14 protein-coding genes are annotated in these 18,186 nt (G+C 54.0%); 6 read left to right on the top strand and 8 right to left on the bottom strand.

What is annotated here, in order from left to right; all coding sequences use genetic code 11:
• Positions 1–491: 491 nt before the first annotated feature.
• The 4 genes from MK110_18760 (at position 492) to lpdA (ending at position 6,763) form a co-directional block, all read left to right on the top strand.
• Positions 492–707, top strand: a complete 216-nt coding sequence (locus tag MK110_18760) for a hypothetical protein (protein ID MCH2213346.1) — start codon at positions 492–494, stop codon at positions 705–707.
• A gap of 63 nt (positions 708–770) precedes the next feature.
• A complete protein-coding gene (aceE, locus tag MK110_18755; GenBank protein MCH2213345.1) occupies positions 771–3,491 on the top strand; it encodes a pyruvate dehydrogenase (acetyl-transferring), homodimeric type in 2,721 nt (906 codons plus the stop codon).
• Between the two features lie 57 nt (positions 3,492–3,548).
• Complete coding sequence (locus MK110_18750; protein ID MCH2213344.1) at positions 3,549–5,186, top strand: 2-oxo acid dehydrogenase subunit E2; 1,638 nt, start codon at positions 3,549–3,551, stop codon at positions 5,184–5,186.
• A gap of 155 nt (positions 5,187–5,341) precedes the next feature.
• Entirely contained in the window at positions 5,342–6,763 is a 1,422-nt protein-coding gene (gene lpdA, locus MK110_18745; protein ID MCH2213343.1) for a dihydrolipoyl dehydrogenase, read from the top strand.
• Between the two features lie 32 nt (positions 6,764–6,795).
• On the opposite strand, the gene araD is transcribed toward lpdA, so the two are convergent.
• A complete protein-coding gene (araD, locus tag MK110_18740) occupies positions 6,796–8,532 on the bottom strand; it encodes an L-arabinonate dehydratase (GenBank protein MCH2213342.1) in 1,737 nt (578 codons plus the stop codon).
• 385 nt (positions 8,533–8,917) lie between these two features.
• Here araD and MK110_18735 point away from each other — a divergent pair, with 385 nt between their 5' ends.
• On the top strand, positions 8,918–9,814 hold the full coding sequence (locus MK110_18735) for a cytochrome c biogenesis protein (protein ID MCH2213341.1): 897 nt from the start codon (positions 8,918–8,920) through the stop codon (positions 9,812–9,814).
• Complete coding sequence (gene hemA / locus MK110_18730; protein MCH2213340.1) at positions 9,811–11,100, top strand: glutamyl-tRNA reductase; 1,290 nt, start codon at positions 9,811–9,813, stop codon at positions 11,098–11,100. Before MK110_18735 ends, hemA begins: the two co-directional genes overlap by 4 nt.
• Positions 11,101–11,171: 71 nt before the next feature.
• Here hemA and dtd read toward each other — a convergent pair whose 3' ends face one another.
• The 7 genes from dtd to MK110_18695 form a co-directional block, all read right to left on the bottom strand.
• Positions 11,172–11,621: a D-aminoacyl-tRNA deacylase gene (dtd, locus tag MK110_18725; GenBank protein MCH2213339.1), complete on the bottom strand. Its 450-nt coding sequence runs from the start codon at positions 11,619–11,621 to the stop codon at positions 11,172–11,174.
• Between the two features lie 17 nt (positions 11,622–11,638).
• Positions 11,639–12,448, bottom strand: coding sequence for a 4-hydroxy-tetrahydrodipicolinate reductase (gene dapB, locus MK110_18720; protein ID MCH2213338.1), 810 nt, complete (start codon positions 12,446–12,448; stop codon positions 11,639–11,641).
• Positions 12,449–12,649: 201 nt separating this feature from the next.
• Complete coding sequence (locus MK110_18715; protein MCH2213337.1) at positions 12,650–13,927, bottom strand: citrate synthase; 1,278 nt, start codon at positions 13,925–13,927, stop codon at positions 12,650–12,652.
• Between the two features lie 292 nt (positions 13,928–14,219).
• Positions 14,220–15,137 carry an ACP S-malonyltransferase gene (gene fabD, locus MK110_18710; GenBank protein ID MCH2213336.1) on the bottom strand — a complete coding sequence of 306 codons (918 nt, stop codon included), beginning with the start codon at positions 15,135–15,137 and terminating at the stop codon, positions 14,220–14,222.
• Between the two features lie 71 nt (positions 15,138–15,208).
• On the bottom strand, positions 15,209–16,213 hold the full coding sequence (gene plsX / locus MK110_18705) for a phosphate acyltransferase PlsX (protein ID MCH2213335.1): 1,005 nt from the start codon (positions 16,211–16,213) through the stop codon (positions 15,209–15,211).
• Between the two features lie 4 nt (positions 16,214–16,217).
• Complete coding sequence (gene rpmF, locus MK110_18700; GenBank protein ID MCH2213334.1) at positions 16,218–16,400, bottom strand: 50S ribosomal protein L32; 183 nt, start codon at positions 16,398–16,400, stop codon at positions 16,218–16,220.
• 593 nt (positions 16,401–16,993) lie between these two features.
• Complete coding sequence (locus MK110_18695; protein MCH2213333.1) at positions 16,994–17,986, bottom strand: hypothetical protein; 993 nt, start codon at positions 17,984–17,986, stop codon at positions 16,994–16,996.
• Between the last annotated feature and the right edge of the window lie 200 nt (positions 17,987–18,186).

Below are 18,186 nucleotides of genomic sequence, written 5' to 3'. Positions count from 1 at the left end.
TTCCGTCGGATACATCGTGCTGCGGAGACCCGGACTCGTGGATCCTGAACGAGAAAGACGAATCAAGTCTAATGCCATACTGTAAAAGCGGCAGGGCACCCAATCGAGTTTATCTTATTCGCTTCCGAGTGAATTCGGAGTGAAACGGCATCTCCCTTTGTCTCCTGGAACAGAAACCATCAGGCAGCGGGCCCACATTCGGTATCGTTGCTGAGACAAATCCCGTCGGCGTCAGGAAAACGAGGTAATTCCTGATCTGACCCGGGATTTGTCAGCTGCGGATCGCAGCACGATAGCCCCTGTCCTTTCCTGACCTGCAAACTCTGCGACCAGGATACGTTGCCGTACCCTTGTGGCGAAGCTTGCTTAGCGGAAACTCCGCACATGCAAAACGGGTCTGCTCATCCGTCTTTCCTGGGCGATTATCACCAATCAGCATGCCTAATGTCCTGAAATATATCTATTTCTGAGAATACGGACGTCCCCAACGAATGACAGATATAGATGATGATGACGACATTCAGGCTCGTCGTCAGAATTTATGTAGAGATATCTGTCCGGCTGACAGTCTGTCCCTGTGGTGCCGATTTGTCGTGTTGCCCGATTCCATCTACAATTCCGGTGGTCTGCAGCGACAGATCTCTGACGCCCACAACCCGCACGATCGTGCGTGCCTGTTCCCCGAACATCCCGCAGGTTCCGATTGAGTCTGCATGCCCCCATTCAACCCAGGCTATTTTTGCATGCCTGGGGCACGGAAGAGACAATTGATGGTCAATCAGACAGTCGTTGACATCAATCCTGATGCCCAATCAGGAATTGATCCGAATGAGATGCAGGAGTGGTTCGACTCACTGGATGATATCCTGCATCGATACGGATCCAATAAACTGGAAGAGCTGCTGATCCAGCTTCAGGAGCGAGCTTACCAGCAGGGCGTCAAGCTCCCGTTTAGCGCAAACACACCGTATATCAACACGATTCATCACTCGGAGCAGCCGCGTTTTCCGGGCGACCTTGAGATTGAGCGTCGGATCAAGAGCATCGTACGCTGGAATGCGATGGCAATGGTCCATCGAGCAAACAAGCATCACCACGGACTCGGAGGACATATTTCTACGTTTGCGTCCTCCGCCACGTTGTACGAAGTCGCTCAGAATCATTTCTTCCACGGAAAGACGGACAAACACCTCGGTGACATGGTCTACTTCCAGGGACACGCCTCCCCTGGCATGTATGCTCGTGCGTTCCTGGAAGGACGTATCAATGAATCGCACCTGGAACACTTTCGCCGGGAACTGCCGGCCGGAGAAGGCCTGTCCAGTTATCCGCATCCGTGGCTCATGCCCGATTTCTGGCAATTCCCCACAGTCTCGATGGGACTCGGTCCCATCTGTTCGATCTACCAGGCAAGGTTCCTGCGATACATGGAACATCGCGGACAGATGGATACATCAATGTCCCGTGTGTGGGCGTTCCTGGGCGACGGGGAATGCGATGAGCCCGAATCACTGGGTGCACTCACACTTGCATCACGCGAAAAACTGGACAACCTCACGTGGGTCATCAACTGTAACCTGCAGCGGCTTGACGGACCGGTTCGCGGCAACGGAAAAATCATCCAGGAACTGGAGGCTGCGTTCCGGGGAGCCGGATGGAACGTGATTAAAGTCATCTGGGGAGCTGACTGGGATCCGCTGCTGGACGCGGACGTCGACGGAAAACTCGTCAAGCGTATGGGCGAAGTCGTCGACGGCGAGTACCAGAAGTACACCGTGTCATCCGGTGAATACATCCGCAGCCATTTCTTTGGTGCAGATCCGGACGTCCTGAAGATGGTCGACCATCTCAATGACGAAGTGATGCAGAAGATTCGTCGCGGCGGGCACGACCCGGAAAAAGTCTACGCAGCGTACCAGGCGGCCGTGAACCACAAGGGGGCTCCCACGGTCATCCTGGCAAAAACGGTCAAAGGCTACGGACTTGGGGAAGCGGGTGAAGGGCGCAATGTCGCGCACAATCAGAAGGAAATTAATGAACAGGAACTTCGTAATTTCCGAACAAGATTTTCCATTCCGATCAGCGACGACGATGTCGACAACGTGCCCTTTTACAAACCGGCCGACGACAGTCCGGAAATGGTTTATCTTCGAAAGCAGCGCCAAACCCTGGGAGGTTTCGTACCCGAGCGAAATCCTACTGAGGAACGACTCGAAGTGCCGGCACTTGACGACAAAGTATTTCAGGCGAAAGGCCTCCTGCCGGGCAGTTCCGGTGATGAAGGTTCGACGACCGGAACGCTCGGCGCAATTATACGAGGCCTGGTTCGTCACAAAGGTGTGAAAGATCGAATCGTACCCATCATTCCGGATGAGGCCCGGACATTCGGAATGGAAGGTCTCTTCAAAATGATCGGGATCTATTCCAGTAAAGGACAGCTGTACGAACCGGTGGACAAGATCTCGATCTCCGCCATGTTCTACAAGGAATCCCGGGACGGTCAGTTGCTGGAAGAGGGTATCAATGAAGCCGGTGCCATGGGGTCATTCATTGCCGCCGGGTCAGCGCATGCGGATCTTGGGAGGAATATGATTCCGTTCTACGTGTACTACTCAATGTTTGGCTTCCAGCGAGTCGGAGATTTGATCTGGTGTGCAGCAGATTCCCGCTGTAAGGGCTTCCTGTGCGGCGGCACATCAGGTCGCACGACCCTCAATGGAGAAGGACTGCAGCACGAGGACGGACACAGTCAGTTGATGGCCACCACGGTCCCCACACTGCGGGCCTACGACCCGGCCTGGGGCTACGAACTGGCAGTCATCGTGCAGGAAGGTCTGCGTCGTATGTATGGTGAAGGTGAAGAAATCTTCTATTATCTGAGTGTGTACAATGAAGCGTATGCTCAGCCAAAAATGCCGGAGATTGACGGCCTGACCGACGGCATCATCAACGGAATGTACCGCTACAGCAGTACGGACAGCGCCGACGGACAGCAGCACCGACCTCAACTGCTTGGCAGCGGTCCGATTCTTCGGAGTGCCATCAGGGCTCAGCAGATTCTGTCAGATCAATTCGGAATCGGCTCAGACGTCTGGAGTGTCACGAGCTACAGCGAACTGCGTCGGCAGGCAATGGAATGTCGACACTGGAATGATCTGCACCCCGCTGAAACTCCTCGAGTCAGTTATCTGGAATCAATGTTTGACGGTATCAACGGACCGTTTGTTTCCACAAGTGACAACGTACGGCTGGTCGCCGACCAGATTCGTGAATGGGTTCCCGGGCAATACATTGTTTTGGGAACAGACGGATTTGGGCGCAGTGAAACTCGCGACGAGTTACGTCGCCACTTCCGCATTGATGCAGAGTCGACTGCATATGCCGCCCTCCAGGGGCTTGCCCGTATGGGCACAGTCGAAGTGGAACAACTTCGGCAGGCGATCGGACAGCTGGAGCTTGATCCGGATGCAATTTTTCCCGTCAACGCATGAGCTGATTTGACATCCATGTATGAAATTAAAGATCCCAGTTTCCCGCTGAGTTAAATCATGACGATCGTATTCAAACTGCCCGAGGTCTCAGAAGGTGTCGAATCCGTCGACATTGCAGAAATTACTGTAGCACCAGGAGACGTTATTGATGCGGGAACCATCATTTGCGAAGTTGAAACGGATAAAGCTGCGACCGACATCGAGTGCCCCTATGCCGGGACGGTGAAAGAAATCCTGATCTCTGCCGGTGATTCTGTCGCCATCGATGCTCCGCTGCTTGTTATCGAAGAGTCAGCAGGTTCAAACGGGGCGACTTCTACTCCGTCTTCCGCCCCTGCTGCTGTCTCTGATGTATCAGAGCCCGCGCAGCACACTACGGAATCGTCGCCGCAGGCTCCGCCGGATACAGAAAGCGGAGAACCTGCTGAAATTGAGTTTTCTCTGCAGGAAGTCTCCGAAGGAGTCACTGCGGTTGATGTCGCCGAAGTCATGGTGTCGTCGGGAGACGTCATCAAATCGGGCACCATCATTTGCGAAGTCGAAACAGATAAGGCTGTCGCAGAAATCGAATGTCCTCATTCAGGGACAATCACTGCCGTACATGTTGCAAGTGGTGACAAACTCGAAGTCGGCGCGCGGCTCATTACAATCGAAACCACCGCTGGTGACACATCGGACAGCAACGTGCCTGCGGTACAGGAACCAGCAGTGCCGCAGCCGTCGAAGGATATTTCGGAAGCCCCGGCATCAGAAGTATCACCAAAATCTTCCGTTCCGCTGAATGATGGACAACCACCCCCTCCGGCAGGCCCCGCTACACGACGAGTCGCCCGTAAACTGGGAGTTGATCTTGCACAGGTTACCGGAACGGCTCGGGGAGGCCGCATTACAATCGAAGATGTGGAAGCATTTGTTCGGGTCAAAATTACGGAACCGACCTCCCGAACCACATCTCTGAATACGGGCATGATTCAGGCAGCTGCATTACCCGACTTCAGCCAGTTCGGCCCTGTCGATCGCGAACCGCTCAATAAAATCTATCGCTCCGCTGCCAGTAATCTTCATGCCTCCTGGCTGACAATCCCTCACGTAACCCAGCATGATCTGGCCGACGTCACTGAGCTTGAAATTGCCCGCAAACGCTACGTGCAGTCCAATCCACAGTCACCAAAAATCACGATGACAGCGATCGTCATCAAAGCGGTCGTCGGAGCCCTGAGAGCCTTCCCGCACTTCAACTCCAGCCTGGACATGGAAACGGGAGAATGGGTGCTGAAACGCTACTACCATATCGGTGTTGCCGTTGACACACCCAAAGGGCTGGTTGTCCCGGTTATTCGCAACTGTGATCAAAAGAACGTGCTTCAGGTTGCCGCCGAATTAACCGACCTCGCAGAACGTGCGCGTGAGCGAAAACTCACATCAGCAGAGATGCGAGGCGCTTCGTTCACGATCACAAATCTTGGAGGCATCGGTGGTACATGTTTTACGCCCATCGTAAACCATCCTGAAGTAGCTATCCTTGGTCTGTCCCGAAGTCAAAAACAACTGAAGCTCGAAGACGGTAAAGTTGTGGAACGTGTCATGCTTCCATTGTCTATGTCTTATGATCATCGAGCGATCAACGGTGCTGATGCGGCACGTTTTATCGTGAAGCTGTCCGGCAGTCTGACAAATCTGTTTGAACTGTTTTGATACCGACGTGAGCCGCCTGCCAATAACGATTTGACTGAGGCATTTAACGTCGGACCGCGGGATCCGGGAATGCCGAAAACACCTGTCAACACGAACGGCGTCGACGTGTTGTAACGAAGCCACTGAATTTCATCCAAAGTCGGAATCTGGGGATTATGTCACACAATCACATTCAGCTTGTCGTTCTCGGTGGCGGTCCGGGGGGATACCCGGCTGCCTTTGCTGCCGCCGATCACGGCCTGAAGGTCGCACTCATCGACGAAGGAACCACCCCGGGAGGCGTTTGTCTCAACCGAGGCTGCATTCCTTCCAAAGCGCTGCTGCACGTCGCCAAACTCATCAATGAAACACGCGAATCGAGCCAATGGGGCATTACATTTGCCCCCCCACAAATCGACATCGACAAATTACGGGGATTCAAGGAAAATGTGGTCGGATCACTGACCGGCGGCATCGAACAGCTGTGTCAGGCAAGGGGAGTCGAACTGATTAAGGCTCGCGGCACCTTCGACGATTCCTCCACGCTGTCTCTTGCTCATTCGAACGGGACATCGTCAACCGTCACATTTGATCACGGAATTATCGCCACGGGGTCAGTTCCGGCGATGCCTCCCATCTTTGATATCGGTGACGGTCGTGTGATGGATTCGACAGGCGCACTCGAATTACGCGATGTTCCCGAACGTCTGCTGGTCATCGGCGGGGGATATATCGGACTGGAAATGGGTTCTGTTTACGCAGCACTTGGAAGTGACGTCGTCGTTGTTGAAATGACCGACGGTCTGCTGCCGGGAGCCGACCGGGATCTCGTCCGGCCGCTGCAAAGGCAACTCAGCCGGCAGTTCTCAGCTATCCATCTGAAGACCAAAGTCGAAAGCCTGACTGCCGAAGCCGACGGCATCGTGGCGGCGCTCCAGGGTGATGGCGTGGAACCGCTGCAGAAGTTCGATCGAGTTCTCGTTTCCGTTGGTCGCCGACCGAACAGTCGGGGCATCGGCCTGGAACATACAGATGTGGAACTGGATCAGTACGGCTTCATTAAGGTGGACCGTCAGCAGCAAACCAAGGATCCCCTATTGCTGGCGATCGGAGATGTGGCCGGGGAGCCCATGCTCGCACACAAGGCAACGCGTGAAGGCCATGTCGCCGTGGAAACACTGCTGAAAGAGCCTGGTGAATTCGACAATGTAGCGATACCGGCAGTCGTGTTTACCGATCCGGAACTGGCATGGTGCGGCATAACGGAGGCCGAAGCCAAACAGCAGGGCACAGACGTTGTCGTCACACGATTTCCCTGGGCCGCGTCCGGCCGTGCACACAGTCTGGGCCGCACCGAAGGCCTCACAAAACTCATTGTGGAATCAAAAAAACAACGTATTCTTGGGGTTGGAATCGTCGGACCAGGAGCCGGCGAAATGATTGGCGAAGCTGTACTGGCGATGGAAATGGGCGCCACCGCGCGCGACCTCGCCGAATCGATCCATGCGCATCCCACCCTTTCAGAAACACTCATGGAAGCCGCCGAAGGAGTCATTGGCCAGCCGACTCATCAATACAAACCCACACGCCGTAAATGACGGGACAATTTCATCAGCAGATGTCGGGTTCATCAGTAGATGTCGGGCTCGGCAGTCTGCGAACCATCAGACTGCAGGAACCGGAAATCGCAACCGTCGCACGCCTGTGTAATTTCATTTTCCAGCAGGTGCCCGTAGCCTCGTGTAAAGCGTTTCGGCGGTTGAGTCCATTCGCTGCGACGGCGCGAGAATTCTTCTTCATCGATGTCAACCTCCAGCAGTCTGCCGGCGACATCAAGCGTAATTTTGTCTCCGTCGCGCACAAATGCCAGGGGACCTCCTGCCGCCGATTCCGGTGACACGTGCAGAACACATGTACCATAACTGGTTCCACTCATTCGAGCATCACTGATCCGCACCATATCCCGAACTCCCTGCTTCAACAGTGCTTTTGGGATCGGCAACATCCCCCATTCCGGTATCCCTGGTCCCCCCACGGGCCCCGCGTTCTGCAGAACAATTACGTGATCAGCCGTCAGTTCCAGAGCAGGATCGTCGATGCGTGCCTTGAGGTCCGCATAGTCGGCAAAGACAACTGCCGGGCCGGTATGGTTCAAAAGTTCGGGATCGGCAGCCGGCGGTTTAATGATAGCACCGTCCGGACACAGGTTCCCTCGCAAAACAGCCAGACTGCTGCCGGTGCAGACCGGATTATCTGCTTTGCGGATCACATCATCATTGTAAATTTCTGCACCGCGCATCGACTCACCCAGAGTGATCCCCGCTACAGTGGATGCATCTGTATTCAACAGGTGCAAAATTCGTGACATGAGGCCACGCAGTCCTCCGGCATCGAAAAAATCCGCCATCACAAATTCACCGGCGGGACGCAGATTCGCGAGGACCGGGGTTGTTTTTGACAATTCGTCAAACCGTTCCAGTTTGAGCTGTACTCCGGCACGTCCGGCCAGCGCCATCAGGTGCACAATTGCATTTGTAGACCCTCCGATGGCCATCAGTGTTACAATCGCGTTGTCAAATGCATCCTGCGTCATCAACTGCTGAGGACGTATGTCATACCATGCCAGCTCAACCGCCTGACGTCCCGTCATTGCCGCCATACGCGAGTGTGATGCGTGAGTTGCCGGAATTGATGCGGCTCCCGGCAGACACATACCCATCGCTTCAGCGATGGATGTCATCGTCGACGCTGTTCCCATTGTCATACAGTGCCCGGCAGACGGGGCAATGTAGTCTTCCAGTTCACACCACGCATCACAGGACAGTCGTCCCGCGCCGCGTTCAGCCCAGTACTTCCAGACGTCACTGCCGCTGCCTAGAGACTCTCCTCGCCATTGTGTCCGACTCATCGGTCCCCCTGGCATCACAATGCTCGGTACGTCTGCACTCAGTGCACCCAGCAGCAAAGCCGGGATCGTCTTGTCACATCCCCCCATGAGTACAGCGGCATCAATCGGGTGAGCTCGCAGAACTTCTTCGGCCTCCATTGCCAGCAGGTTGCGATAAAACATCGACGTGGGCTTCATGAACGATTCCGAGAGCCCCATCACCGGCACTTCCACGGGAAATCCACCCGCCTGCCACACACCTCGTTTGATGTCGTCTACACGCTGGCGAAAATGAGCATGACAGCTGATCAGGTCGTTACCGGTATTCAGAAGCGCAATGACCGGCTTCCCTTCAAATTCTTCGGTAGCATACCCGGATTGTTTTTGACGCGATCGATGCCCAAAGGAGCGAAGATCGTCCGGGCCAAAAAAACGAAAACTCCTGAGTTGTTCCGGCTGGCGACGAGGTTTTGAAAACATGAGTAACCACACATTCCTAACGAGTGACGAACACTTTGCAGCCGGTTTTGTACGGCCCTAACCCGATCGTCTCAAGTGGCTGTTGCTGCCGGCACTGAAATATCGGATGTTTGAGAGGAAAGCCCTGAGATCCTCCGGCAGTTGGCGGCAAGATTGTCGGATTAACGGCTTCGACCACACGGACAGGCGTGCTGACCGTAAGTGTCCCCGGCTGCTGTGCGACCGGTTGATTTGTCTGCACTGGACGAATGATGCAGGTTGCAACGATTCCGTCTGCTGCGAATAATGGTTATCTGGTGTCAGCAGTCGACGCCGGCTTCCTGCCTGCTCCACCGGATTCTAAAATGGAGCTGGTCCATTTCATAAACCTGAGTCGATGGTTTCTATGGATTTTCTTCTTGGAGTCAACCTGACGTGTTTCCTGCTCAGTTATCTGGTCGCGCTGACTGCTGAAGTGGCTCAGTTTGTACGGTGCCGTACGCGCACGCTGCAAACAGTCGTGTTTGCAGCTGCACTGGCCGGACTGATCGCTCACACAGCTTACCTGATCGCGAGATTTCGGTCTTCCGGTCTACCACCACTGGTCGGCAGCAGCCACGACTGGCTCCTCGTTCTGGCGTGGCTGGGTGTTACACTCCTGTTGCTGCTCACTTTTCAAACCCGATCGTCTCAGGGGATTTTTCTTTTACCCGTTGTGGTACTCCTTGTGCTACTGGCAATCAGTGTCGATTCCGGACCGGCGAATGTTGAACGATCCGGGGCCGGTCGCTGGTGGACGATGCTGCATGCGGCCTCGCTGGTAATCGGCATCAGCCTTGTGGCCGGTGCAAGCGGTTCGGCTCTGATGTATCTGTTGCAGTACCGCAAACTGCATGGCCGAATCACCTGGGTACGTCGTTTGAGACTGCCAAATCTGGAACGCCTGACGGCAATCAACTACTGGCTTGTCATGGCCTGCTTCCCGTTCCTCACTGCGGGTCTGTCAACAGGATTTATTCTCACCAATGCAACATCGGACGGTAACAGCACCATCTGGTACGACCCGATTGTCTGGGCAACAGTCGTGGTGTGGGTTGCAATGACTTACAACCTGTCACTGCTGGTTCGTACAAAGGCTCAGACGGGACGAACAGTCGCTCGAAGAACATTACTGGCCGGCGCATTTCTGCTGGTCACAATCTTCGGTCTCACATTCGTCACTGGTGGTATTCACAACGGCGACAGCCTGACCGAACCACCCCTCACCAGCGATCTGCAACAAGCCAAACTGTCTTCCGAATGAATGTCGTTGTTCTAAGCTGCAATCATCACAACGCGGGTCTCGACATCCGTGAAAAGCTGGCGTTTTCGAACGAAGGCCAGTTAAATGCAGCCTATGCGCACTGGCATCAGCGACACCCCAACTCTGAACTGGTCGTACTGTCCACCTGCAACCGGGTGGAAATCTATGCGGCGGAAGGTAATACAGATCATTCACTATTTCCGAAACGTCTCACAGAATTCGTTTCTGAATTTCATGACATTCCCTCCGACGGTCTGACCGACAGCGTTCTGTTCCACTACGGTCGCGATGCCGTTTCTCATCTCTTTGAAGTCGTGTGCAGTCTTGACAGTATGGTTCTGGGAGAACCGCAGATCGTCACACAGGTCAAAGAGGCCTACCGAATCGCAACAGAACAGAATTCATGCGGCCCGCTGACGAATCATCTGTTTCAGCACGCATTGAAAGTGTCCTCCCGTGTACGCACGGATACAAAGCTCTCTGAGGGGCGTGTCTCAATCGCCAGCGTAGCAGTCGAAGAATTTGCACGTTCGATCTTTGACCGATTCGACAACAAACTCATCGTTGTTATTGGTGCCGGGCAAATGGCAGAAGAAACGCTGAGATACATTCACGACGGAGGTGGCCGTAATTTCGTTATTGTCAACCGAAGTGCTGAGCGTGCTGATGTTCTGTCTCAGCAGTTCAATGCTCGTACGGACTCACTTGAGAATCTAGACGACTGGCTGGCACGGGCAGACCTCATCGTAAGTACGACGGGTTCCACCAGCGCAATCGTTGATCGCGACCGATTCGCCTCGATTCGTGCGGGCGGAGATCGGCACCCAGTTCTGATTCTGGATCTCGGAGCCCCCAGGGACTTCGACCCGAAGGTCGCGTTCATTGATGACAACGTGTTTCTGTACGATATCGATGCACTTGAAACCACCTGTGAAATCAATCGACAGGCCCGACGGTCGGAAGTAAAACGGGCCCGGCAGATCATAGAAGAGCAGACTGACCGGTTTCTGCATGACGTCTATCACCGCGCCACCGGCCCCGTAATCCAGCGTCTTCGCGCAAACATGGAACAGATCAGTGGTGAAGAACTCGATGTTCTGTATCGAAAGCTTCCTGATCTTTCCCAAGAGAATCGCGCAGCAATCGACAAAACAGTGCACCGCATCGTCAATAAACTGCTACATCCACCGCTGGAAACTCTGCGGGACGAAGCAAGATCAGGCCCCCCCCACGGAATGCTGGACGCTCTGCGCAAGTTATTTCACCTGGGAAAGAGCGATGAGTAGCAGCCCGGCCTAGACCGGGGCCTCGAAGCAGTTCGCACAGACAGACATCGCGGTCGGCAGGGGCTGTCACCTCAGAAGGTTCTGGTACTGTCGAGCAATAATGTCACCGGACCGTCATTACACAGACTCACTTCCATGTGAGCCTGGAACTGCCCGGTTTCAACCGTCAGCCCCTGTCCGCGCAGCTCGGCAACAAAACTCTGATACAGGCTGGCTGCTTTTTCCGGTGGTGCTGCGTTCACGAATCCTGGGCGACGCCCCTTTCGACAATCGCCCAGCAACGTGAACTGACTAACGACCAAAACAGCACCATTGACGTCCTGCAGCGTCAGGTTCATTCGAGCGGCGTCATCCTTGAACACACGCAGACCACCGACTTTACCTGCCAGCCAGATCACATCCTCCTGGGTATCGTCGGTGGCCACACCCAGTAAAACAACAAACCCCGTACCAATCCGTCCAATCACGTCACCATCGACAGTCACTACGGCCTGGGAGACCCGCTGAATTACAGCACGCATTTCAAATACATCCGCATTTATGCATCAAAACCCAGGACATCGGCCATGGAATACATACCTGCTCCTCTACCGATGAGAAACCTGGCAGCCTGCAATGCCCCGTATGCGTAGCTGTCGCGCGTATGGCCGCGTACGGTCAGGTCGATCGTTTCTCCCATCATTCCGAATACAATCGTGTGTTCCCCAACGTTGTCTCCGGTTCTCAGGGCATGATATCCGATTTCGTTCTGAGAACGCAGACCAGGCCGACCTTCCCGACCATGTATGTGCCGGGTCTGCCCCATGTTCTCAGCCACGATGTTTCCAAAGTGAAGCGCAGTTCCACTGGGGGCATCCTCCTTAAATCGATGATGTCGTTCTATGATCTCAACATCTACGCCGGCAGTGTTTTGACTCAGTACAGACGCTGCATCTGCGACCAGTTTCATCACCAGATTCACTGCAAGACTCATATTGGGTGCTAACACGACAGGTATCGACTGAGCAGCAGTGTCGACAATCGAATGTTGATTCTTCGACAGACCTGTGGTGGCAAGGACCAGAGGAATCAGACGATCCTCACACGTACCAACGATCGACTCCACACCTTCCGGTGTGGAAAAATCAATCACAACATCGACGCGGTGTTCCAGCACAGATTGAATCGAAACACCGCATGGTCCATGACCGCAGACCGTCCCGGCGTCACTGCCGAAGTCCGGATGATTGTCAAATTCGAGTGCTGCTGCCAGCTCAAGCTGTTCATCCTGCAGCGTCAGCAAGGTAACCTGCCGGCCCATTCGTCCGGCCGCTCCGTTGACAGCGATCTTAATCGGCGGGTCGGACATGTCATATAACCTCTGTCAGGGATCGAATATCGGACACACGTAAAACGACCATCTAATTCCATGCCTGGCTGGTGCCAAAAACATAAGGAAGACGTTCAATACTGTCCGGCAGGTTACGTAAACAGTGTCAGCTTAATTCTGCGGGCAGACGAGAACGCCCCTGTTCAGGAACGCAGTAATCGGGACTCTCATGAGAAGTCATTAACAACGTTTGGAAAGTGGCTGATAAGTTCGCTCCCTGGGTCCCGTATAAATCTGCCGGGGTCGGTAGATGCGTGCCGATTCGTCTTCCCGAAGTTCTTTCCAATGCGCAAGCCAGCCGGGAAGACGTCCGATGGCAAACATGACCGTGAACATATTCGTTGGAATCCCCATGGCGCGATACAGAATTCCGCTGTAAAAATCAACGTTTGGATACAGGTTCCGTTCCACGAAATACGGGTCTTCCAAAGCCACACGTTCCAGATTCCTGGCAATTTCCAAAAGCGGATCCTCCATGCCAAGCTCTTCAAGAACCTCGCCGGTCATCTTGCGCAGGATCGTGGCACGAGGATCAAAATTCTTGTACACGCGGTGACCAAATCCCATAAGGCGAAATTCATCATTTTTGTCCTTAGCTTTGTCGATCCACTTTTGATATCCACCGCCGTCTTCGGCAATGACCTCCAGCATCTCCAGAACTTTCTGATTAGCCCCGCCGTGCAGCGGCCCCCACAAAGCACAAATGCCCGAAGAGATTGCCGCAAAAATGTTGGCCCGACTGCTGCCGACCATCCGAACGGTCGCCGTGCTGCAGTTCTGTTCGTGATCGGCATGCAGGATCAGCAGCATGTTGAGTGCTTTGACCATGACCGGATTTACCAGATATTCCTCTGCCGGAACTGCAAACATCATATGCAGGAAGTTCGCCCCGTAGGACAAATCGTTTCGAGGATAGATAGTCGGCTGCCCAATTGATTTCTTGTAGGCATATGCGGCAAGCGTGCGAACCTTTGCAATGAGACGCACGAAATTAGTATCCCGGTTTTCTTCTTTTTCAGTGCCCGGGTAGTAGGTTGAAAGCGAGGCCACCATTGCCGAAAGAATCGCCATCGGATGAGCATTAGGGGGAAATCCTTCAAAGAATTTCTTCATGTCCTCATGAATCATGCTGTGGTACGTGAGATCTGCCCGAAACGCAGCCGACTGATCTTCGTTGGGCAGTTCGCCATACAACAACAGGTAGGCAACCTCTGCAAAATCTGACTTTTCTGCCAACTGCTCAATGGGGTACCCGCGGTACCGCAAAATCCCGTTGGCCCCATCGATGTAAGTAATCGAACTGGTGCACGCTCCGGTGCTGGTGAAACCGGAATCCAGTGTGATAGCTCCGGTCCGGGATCGTAACTGTCCGATTTCGATTCCGACTTCATCTTCAGTTCCCTGAACGACAGGAAATTCGTATACCTGCCCGTCCAGAGACAATCTGGCTGATGTCATAAAAGTTGTCCTTGCAGCATAACTTATATGTCGACGACCTGTGGGAAGGACACTGCACAGAAAAATTCGGTAGTCCCGACACCGGTTATCAGGTGTCTGCCGGAACGTGGTCCGGGGAACGTCGAAACAGTCAGGCTGCGCATGTTCCGGTGCGCACTCAGCGCACTACAGGTGATCAGTCGCCTGATGGCGACGAAAGACCGGACCTACGGTATCAGTACGGCTCAAAAAGTAAACTCATCAAGCCCCGGTTGGATCCTGAATTCGCGGCTGCTTCAAATAATATAAAGTCTCACACATCGAACGAATCATTTATTGTCGTACATGGCGTCTTTCGACTCACACGTCGCAACAGCCCCTTCAGTACTTTTCCTGGTCCGATTTCATAGAATTCCGTACAACCGGCATCCAGTAAAGCACGCATCGATTCTTCCCATCGCACCGGATTAACTACCTGCCGAACAAGTTTGTGACAGGACTCCTCAGGCACCGTATGCGGCTCTACGTCTACATTGGAAATCACCGGCAAATCAGGAGATTTCAGAATCACATCAGCAATCGCTTCCCCCAGAACCTTATCTGCCGGTTTCATGATTTCTGTATGGAACGCCCCCGCAACAGCCAGCGGTACAGCCCTGCCTCCGGCCGCTTCGGCAAGCTCCGCAGCACGTTCACAGGCCGCATTCGCACCACTCACTACCAGGTTGCCAGGACACAGATAGTTTGCAATTTGAATAACCCCGTGGCCAGCAGCCTCTCTGCAGATTTCCTGCACCTGGTCGACGTCCAGCAGTAGAATACTGACCATTCCGGATGGTGTCGCGTCAGCCGCCGCCTGCATTGCCTGACCTCGACGCTGAACCAGACGTAATCCGTCTTCGAACGACAGGGCACCGGCAAAAACAAGTGCAGTGTATTCACCCAGACTCAGGCCGGCTGCCATTTCACATCCAAGAACAACCTCCGGATTGTCTGCCCGGAGCTTTTCGAGGGCCGCAAGACTACTTACAAAAATTGCCGGCTGACTGATAATTGTCGAATCCAGCCGCTCGGCCGGACCCTCAAAACAAAGTTTTGCCAGGTCGTAACCGAGCACGTCAGCAGCTGTATCGTACAGATCCCGCGCGCGAGGATACTGCTCCGCCAAACGTTGTCCCATGCCAACGTGCTGTGCTCCTTGACCAGGAAACAGAAGCGCAATTTTCGACATGACATATTCCTGAAGCAACGCCAACGGTCTGACGATTCAGCCGCGGCAAAACCAAAGCTCGACGACACTTATCACACGTTTGCCGTATGCATCGCCAGTTGTTCGACAATCTGTGAGTTAATATTGTGTGCGTCCATGTCAACCGCCATGAGCAGTGCATTTGCGACCGAATCTGCGTCGCTCGACCCATGGCAGATGATACATGTGCCGTCGATCCCCAGCAGCGGCGCTCCTCCGGCTTCCTGATAACGATAGCGGCGCCCCAGTTCGCTCAATACCGCACCGGCTCGCTCACGTTCATCCTTTAACTCAGCCAGCAGTGATTCGGCGAGCGACTGCATCATGAAAGACGCAATTCCTTCGCTGACCTTAAGGATAATATTTCCGACGAAGCCCTCACACAACAAGACGTCGGCTTCTCCCTGATACAATCCTCGTCCTTCCACGTTGCCGACATAACGATCACTTAATCGTGAAACTGACAATCGCTGATGTGTCTCACGGTAGAGGTCGTTGCCTTTGCCATCCTCACTTCCAATGTTCATCAGACCAACCAGAGGTTCCCCGGCCCCGAGAAACTCACGAGCATAAATGCTTCCCATCACCCCATACTGCAACAGGTGCTCCGGTCGCGCGTCAGGATTCGCACCAACGTCCAGCAACACACTTGCCCCCCTGCGTGTCGGCAGTGTTACAGCGATCCCGGGACGCTTGACTCCTTTCAGGAATAATCGCGTCCGCAGGCCCGCCGCCACCACTGCGCCCGTATTCCCGGCACTCACCACGGCATCTGCCTCGCCTCCGGCCATCAACTTCCAACAACGAGCGATTGAACAATTTGGTTTTTCCCTGAGCGCAACAGTGGGCTTCTCATCCATCCCCACGACACCGTCTGACCCGACAATAAAAATCCGGTCGGAAGTCAGTCCCTGGGAATCCAGATATGACTCCAGTGTCGACTGGTCCCCCACCAGGATCACCGTCAGATCTTTATTCTGACCGATTGCCTGCATCGCACCCTGCACGTTGGGGATTGGGGCGAAATCACCCCCCATCGCGTCAAGCGCGATCCGCATCAGGCTAGTCCTCGTCTTCTTCGACCATTGTTCGTCCCTGGTAATAACCGCAGGTTGGACAAACGACGTGAGTTGGAAGGGAAGTTCCACATTGCGGACAGCGCGCCAATTGTATCGGCTTCACGGCATTGTGGCTGCGGCGTTTGCGGGAACGAGACCTGGATTGTCTTCTCTTAGGTACGGCCATGACCAAAGACCTCGACTGAGTCATGCACTTCTGGTGCACAAATGTTACTAAGGAATCCGAAGTGCCTGCCGGTCAATAATTCGTCTGCAAATCACAAAAAATGCATCTCATGCGACACGGAACTCTGATAGTTCAAACAACTGAGGGTGTCAGACACCTGTTCAAAAAAAGTTGCCCGGCGTCAGAATAAACCGAATAATCGCGAACACAAAATGGATTGGCAATCAGCAACGACAACAAAATCGGAAACGGTTGAAGCCGCCAACAGGTCTGGAATCGCAGTTACAAAACCGGCCTTCCAAGCAGATCAACCGACGTCGGCCCCTGGCAAGACTGACAATTCGTTTCCCCGCCCTGATGCCGGTCGCTTTCGGTTGGCCATGGTGTCAGGATCCCGCGCTGATGTCAAGGACGAGCTGGATTCCGGTCACGTCTTTCCCGTGAAGCGAAACTTTGTCAGGTCGAACCCTATTTCAGGACATATCACATCCGCTCTGAAGTGACCTCAACTTCCAGAGTCCGGAATATCGGCTCCACGGTCGAATGTCACCCACGACCGGTGAGAAACGGTAAGATGCTGAGCCTGATTAAATCTAGCGTTGAACAACGCGGGGCCTGGGCGTCATGAGTTCCTCAATTGAGTCGGATGAATATGTCAGGAGCGTCTGCGGCCCCTGAACTCCGTGAACACTGCTACTGTTCCGGATGACTCGTTTCGTGATCCGTCCCTTCTCAATATCCATCAGGCAATAACCTCGAGGCATCGCACTGACCAGTTGAGTTCTCTCAGTCACAGACTTGAGCCGCCCCAATGGAGACGTTGAAAACCTGATCCGTGCGATACCGTCAACGACCGACGCCAATCGACACGTTGTCAACAGCTGAATTTCCCGGGCAATCTCCGTCGTAACCCGTACTTTCACGCGGGTGATGTATCTCCATGTATCCCCGACCGCCAGCGACGAATCCGGCAGTGGTAGCATGAACCGCGTCTCCGGCTGTTCTTTCTTTTCTCCTGGAGGATCCTGATCGGGTAAGATGATCCTGCCGTCATCGTCTCGCGGAACACCGGTGGGCATCACCGCGAATTTGGGCGCGTTCCCCCTCAGCTTGTCGGCAAATCCAGCAAACAGCGCCGGGATTTCGGAACGCTTCATATCGCTGCGGAAAACAACCGGTTCACCATCATCAACCTGTCTTGACATGATCACAGATTCGTACTGCATCACAAGATTGGCCTGTCCGGTGGCTTCCAGACCGCTGACCTGAAACCGTCGGATTTGTTCTACCCGGGTGCGGTCCGTCTTTTTATAACCAGCTACGACAAGAGACTGTTCGGCCACCTTCTCAGACCGGTATCGAATGACGTCTCCGTCAGAAAATTTGTAACGAAGCAGATACTTTACAGCATCTGCACTGGTATTTTCAGTTTCCTCGGACGGTGCCGCAACGGCGGAAGCACTGCCACCCGCCGCAAAGTTATCCGGATCGATTCGCTCCTTACCGGCACTCATCGCCGCCGGCAGCAGAATCAGATTCAGAACGACCCCTGTCGCGAATATGCCTCCTGGAGACTTCTTCCACATGGTGAGTGACTTCCCGTTGAATGACAGCGTGTGTAGTCGATGCCTGCCTCCGATCCCGGAGTCCAGGACGGAATGGAGGACATAAGTTCATATGTAAATTGCAGAGTAGTATCATCGATCATTAATGATCGAGTCCATATTCCGTGGTGGACCAGTCGGAAACCTCTGCGTGTCGATGGGAATCGGCAATTTCCACCGTT

Source organism: Fuerstiella sp. (assembly GCA_022447225.1).
Taxonomy (GTDB): domain Bacteria; phylum Planctomycetota; class Planctomycetia; order Planctomycetales; family Planctomycetaceae; genus S139-18.
This window is presented reverse-complemented; position numbering and strand designations above follow the sequence as displayed.